Source organism: Endozoicomonas sp. (assembly GCF_051008435.1).
Lineage (GTDB): Bacteria > Pseudomonadota > Gammaproteobacteria > Pseudomonadales > Endozoicomonadaceae > Endozoicomonas_A.
On record NZ_JBPCXO010000038.1, the window covers coordinates 1 to 5134 of the forward strand.

Annotated in this window: 6 protein-coding genes and 1 pseudogene; 5 read left to right on the forward strand and 2 right to left on the reverse strand. The window is 49.6% G+C overall.

What is annotated here, in order from left to right; genetic code table 11:
* Window positions 1-69: 69 nt before the first annotated feature.
* Complete coding sequence (locus tag ACR2PX_RS01755; RefSeq protein ID WP_433997638.1) at window positions 70-543, forward strand: hypothetical protein; 474 nt, start codon at window positions 70-72, stop codon at window positions 541-543.
* Here ACR2PX_RS01755 and ACR2PX_RS01760 read toward each other — a convergent pair whose 3' ends face one another.
* Entirely contained in the window at window positions 544-1146 is a 603-nt protein-coding gene (locus ACR2PX_RS01760) for a TetR/AcrR family transcriptional regulator (protein ID WP_433997639.1), read from the reverse strand.
* Between the two features lie 129 nt (window positions 1147-1275).
* Here ACR2PX_RS01760 and ACR2PX_RS01765 point away from each other — a divergent pair, with 129 nt between their 5' ends.
* Window positions 1276-3360, forward strand: a complete 2085-nt coding sequence (locus ACR2PX_RS01765; protein ID WP_433997640.1) for an FAD-dependent oxidoreductase — start codon at window positions 1276-1278, stop codon at window positions 3358-3360.
* Between the two features lie 58 nt (window positions 3361-3418).
* Here ACR2PX_RS01765 and ACR2PX_RS01770 read toward each other — a convergent pair whose 3' ends face one another.
* Window positions 3419-4300: a hypothetical protein gene (locus ACR2PX_RS01770; protein ID WP_433997641.1), complete on the reverse strand. Its 882-nt coding sequence runs from the start codon at window positions 4298-4300 to the stop codon at window positions 3419-3421.
* Between the two features lie 70 nt (window positions 4301-4370).
* Between ACR2PX_RS01770 and tnpA the strand changes: the two genes are divergently transcribed.
* The 3 genes and pseudogenes from tnpA to ACR2PX_RS01785 all read left to right on the forward strand — a co-directional run.
* The gene (tnpA, locus tag ACR2PX_RS01775; RefSeq protein WP_433997642.1) at window positions 4371-4640 is read left to right on the forward strand and encodes an IS66 family insertion sequence element accessory protein TnpA; all 270 of its coding nucleotides are present in this window, start codon (window positions 4371-4373) and stop codon (window positions 4638-4640) included.
* 1 nt (window position 4641) lies between these two features.
* Entirely contained in the window at window positions 4642-4962 is a 321-nt protein-coding gene (gene tnpB / locus ACR2PX_RS01780) for an IS66 family insertion sequence element accessory protein TnpB (protein WP_433997643.1), read from the forward strand.
* Window positions 4899-5134 (forward strand): annotated as a pseudogene (locus ACR2PX_RS01785) (transposase domain-containing protein); the annotation flags it as partial. The gene tnpB and the pseudogene ACR2PX_RS01785, both read left to right, overlap by 64 nt.

Here is a 5134-nt window from a genome sequence, read left to right on the forward strand (position 1 = left end):
TAGAACGAGTCGAATTATTCGATGGATTCGTGAGAATAGTTGACCTATTTAATCGAATTCATCGAATAATTGGGCCGTTCTTTCTGGAATTTAGGCCGAAATTGTCTTAAGTCCGACAGGCTCCTAGGGAACCCCTTTCTAGTTGAAGCCGGGGCCTGGCTCCATCAATATCATGATCACCTGGAACAACTCGACAAAGTTCTTAAAGAAACCGGATTAAACGCGATTGTACGATCACAGCTTTATGAAATTGTCAGACTGTGCCGCCCTCACCTGATCTCAGAGAGTTCGTCCATCGAAGCCAGGATTGTTTTTGATGCCGATGCCATGGAATTGATGGGAGCGTATGGCATTACCAGAGAGCTGGCCTGTAATCTGGAAGTCAGAAAGCTTCCCTACGATCAGGCATTGACTGCCACACGGGAAGTGCAGAATCTTTTTGAAGAAAAACTGATGACCGAGACAGGTCGCTCCCTGGCCAGAAATGATATCAGAATCGCCCGACTGTTCTGGCATAACCTTGAAGCTTCGAAGAAGCCTTAATTACCTCATGTTCTGAACCAGCAATCTAGCGGCTACATCGCACATGCTGTTGATGGAAGCTTTATCCAGATACACACCGTCATTTAGTAAACGACTTAGACCGTGCAAACTGCTCCAGGTAACCTGAGCCACCCTGAGCGCATCCTGATCCTGACTGAAACGATCACCCTGCAGGCAACCTCTTACAAAATCGGCATAACGCTGGAAGGCATCAAAAGAGATTTGCCTGAGAGCCTCAGTAGGTTGTCCATTCTTCCAGATTGGTCTGCCAAACATCAGGTCATACTGCTCTGCATGATTCCGGGCAAAATCGATATAGGCATGAGAGAATTCACGGAACCAGGCTTCAAGATCCTCGGGAACCCCCTTTAACCTACTGCCCATTTGCTCGTACCAATGGTTGAAGCCCTGCTCGGCGATGGCACACAAGAGTTCATTCTTATCTTTGAAATGATGATATGCCGCCGTCCTTGAGACCCCTACCTCTTCAGCTAAACCACGCATGGAAAGTTTCTCAACACCGGAAGCAGCCATCATCCGTGTGGCCTCATTAATCAGGCTTTGTCGTAAGTCTCCATGATGGTAGTTCTTCTTGGCCGGCATGCTATTACTCAATTGCAGTACTTAATGACAGAAAGTGGGCTCTCAATCTTGACAGTGTCAACATACAACCTTATCTTGACGCTGTCCAGATAAGATAATTACAAGTACCTGACTGATGAGGATCTGTCGATGACCACCTCCCCCCACAGCGCTGAGCCGCATAAGCTGTACCCTCACCTGCTGGAGCCGCTGGATCTGGGCTTCACACAGTTGAAAAACCGGGTATTGATGGGCTCAATGCACACCAACCTGGAAGAGCATCCGGGCGGCTACGAAAGACTGGCTGCCTACTTTGGTGAGCGAGCAAAAGGGGGCGTTGGCCTGATCGTTACCGGCGGTATTGCACCCAATCGGGAATCGGGCGGCTTACCTAATGCGGCCTTGATTAAAACAGATGAAGAGGTCGCCGGTCATAGCCTGGTCACCAAAGCCGTACATGAGGAAGACGGCAAGATCTGTATGCAGATTCTCCACACCGGCCGCTATGCCTATCATCCTGAAGCTATTGCTCCCAGCGCCCTGCAAGCACCTATAGCCCCCTTCCCACCCCGGGAACTGAATCCGGAAGAAATTGATTCCCAGATTGAAGACTTTGTGCAGTGCAGCCTGAACGCCCAGAAAGCCGGCTACGACGGTGTTGAGATCATGGGTTCAGAAGGTTACTTCATCAACCAGTTCATCGCTTCAAAAACCAACCACCGCGAAGACGACTGGGGAGGCCGATACGAAAACCGAATTCGTCTGCCCATTGAAGTAATTCGTCGTGTAAGAGAAAAGACAGGCTCTGACTTTATTATTATTTATCGCCTCTCTATGCTCGATCTGGTTGAAGGCGGCAGTAGCTGGGATGAGATTGTAGCGCTAGGCAAAGAGATCGAAAAGGCGGGCGCAACCATTATCAACACCGGTATCGGCTGGCACGAAGCCCGGATTCCGACCATTGCAACCATGGTACCTCGCGCTGCCTTTTCCTGGGTCACCGCAAAAATCAGAAAAGAATTAAGCGTTCCTGTTATTACCTCCAACCGTATCAACATGCCTGAAGTGGCTGAGACCGTGCTGGCCAGAGGCGATGCCGATATGGTGTCCATGGCTCGCCCCCTGCTGGCTGATCCGGAGTGGGTCAACAAGGCCGAAGAAGGCCGTGCTGATGAAATCAACACCTGTATTGCCTGTAACCAGGCTTGTCTGGACCATGTCTTCGAACTGAAGCTGGTCAGCTGTCTTGTGAACCCAAGAGCTTGCCATGAGACAGAACTGAACTATCTACCCACTGACAAGCCAAAGAAACTGGCGGTTGTCGGTGCTGGCCCTGCCGGCCTTTCTTTCGCGACGACTGCCGCTTATAGAGGGCACGATGTCACTCTGTTTGAAGCTTCAGACAGAATCGGTGGTCAATTCAACATTGCTAAACAAGTACCGGGCAAAGAAGAGTTTGCTGAAACACTGCGCTACTTCCAGCGTCAGGTAGAACTGACCGGCGTGAAACTGAAACTGAACACCCGGGTTTCTGCCGATGAACTGGAAAACGGTGATTTTGATGAAGTCATCGTGGCGAGTGGCGTGACACCACGCACCCCCGATATTGAAGGACTGGATCACCCTAAGGTTTTGAGTTACCTGGAGGTGTTCAAGGGAGCCGAAGTCGGCAAAACCGTAGCGGTCATTGGCGCAGGCGGTATCGGTTTTGATCTGAGTGAATTTATTACCCAGAAGGGCCCTTCACACAGCCTGGATGTTGAAGCTTTCATGAAAGACTGGGGTGTGGATATGAGCCTCAGTAACCGGGGTGGTCTGACGGTTTCTGACTCGCTGAAGGCTTCTGACTCGCTGAAGGCTCCTGCCTCTGAGGAAGAAGAAAGTTCGCGGGAAGTTTATTTACTTCAGCGTAAGAAGACGAAGCCCGGAGCCGGTCTGGGTAAAACTACCGGCTGGATTCACAGAACCGAGATGGTCAAGCGCGGCGTGAAAATGGTCCCTTCCTGCGAATACCATAAAATCGACGATAGAGGTCTCCATTTATCCATCAATGGCGAGCCTACCGTACTGGATGTGGATAACGTAGTGCTCTGTGCAGGTCAGGAGCCTCTCAGAGAGCTGGCAGACACCATCACAGGTAAACCCGTTCATCTGATTGGTGGTGCAGACGTTGCCGCTGAACTGGATGCCAAGCGTGCGATCAACCAGGGCGCAAGTCTGGCCGCTGAAATCTGATTATTGTCTCCACCTGAAGGTCTCTTCGGAGGCCTTCAGCCCCTTAAAAGACGTCTGTTTAATAGTCATTCACCAGGGGTAGATAGATGTGGAGCCTCTCATCCTCTTGTTTTGAACCCTTCTTAACCTTCTTCCTCCCCTGACTCACCTCCCTGAACGTCTGCTTCTCAGGAATACGCAGGGTACTGTAATTAATAGCAAAGGGTGAAACTTCCCTGCCTTCGCTCTCAGCATACTCTGCAACGCCAGAGTTTAATGATCCATTATTGCTTGCCATATTGTAATCGGATGGCACTGAAAACACTTTTTGACTGCCTTGAAGCGGCCTGAATTTTCCCTGCCGGTAATAATACACCCGGGTTAACTGTCGTTTGTTTTGCTTCAGGGTAAAATCGGTAGCAAGGTGCAATGCCAGTTTATTCTTCTGAGGATCGAAGTCTTTCTTTTTATCGGCAACCGACAGCTCGGGGGCTTCGAGCCAAAACTGGAACTGGCTTTCATAGCCCTCCTGCCCCAGAATCACTCCCGGAACCGGCCTCACCGGATTTCGGCCAATAACAGCTATTCCATCCGAAACCAACATATAAGGACTGGTGGCTTCAACACCGTTTTCATGCCTCTTGGTAATATCACATCGCTCTTTCACATCAGCGGGTTTGAATTCCCTGCCAAGCAACACCTCGCATAGTTCTATTAATGGTCTGAGGGAGCTGACTGGACTGATGCCAGTAAAGATATAAAGGTCAGCAAACACTTTAAGCTGATTGAAATGGCTGGGCGCCTGCTCATTCAGTCGTTTGAGCCGATCATCCACCAGCACATCCTGAGAACGATCATCCAGGGAAAGGTGCCAACTGAGCATTTTCAGATTGATATCTTTACTGACTGATTTTTTCTGCTTTTTGTTTCTGTCTCTATCCGCTTTTTCGTAACCGGTCATTTAAGGACGTCTACAAAACCTGCTGATTTCTGACCATGCTTCCCCCTGCAATCATTCGCAGGAATTCATCATGACTCACACACCATCAAAACGACTGGGCAAAAAACAGTGGCAAGCCCTGATTTATGAGCAACAAAACAGCTCCGTGTCCCAGTCTGAATTTTGCCGCTCCAAAGGCCTTTGCCTTGCTACTTTTTATAACTGGAAACGCAAACTTAACCCCACTGAAAATAGTATCACCGAGGCCAGCTCCCAATGGATTGAACTTCCCGCACCACAGCAAACCTGGGACATTGAGCTGGAACTGCCCGGCAATATCATCCTTCGGATGCGGCAATGATATGTTCTTCCCGGAATCCGGTGTTCGAGCGTGGTTATGCACACAGCCCACCGATATGCGAAAGTCCTATGATGGACTGTCCGCCCTGGCTAAAAACCAACTTCAGGAAGATCCACTCAGCGGCCAGCTGTTTGTGTTTATCAACCGCAAAGGCAACCAGGTAAAGATACTCTACTTTGACCGAAGCGGTTACTGCATCTGGAGCAAACGACTGAAACAAGGTACGTTCCGCCATCACTGGCAGGATGCGGTTAAACACTTAAACAGCAACTCAACTGGTTTAAACGGCAACTGTTCGGTGAAAAATCTGAAAAACGGCTGATCATTGATAATCCAGACCAGATGGATCTGGGTGAAACCTTCAAAGCACCGCCTGATGCACTACCGCCTGAAACCGAAACCATCACCTATGAGCGTCGGAAGAAACATCGTTCTGATGATTGCCTCACCGACGAAGGTCTGCGTTTCGACGACAGGGTTCCAGTCGAAGTCAT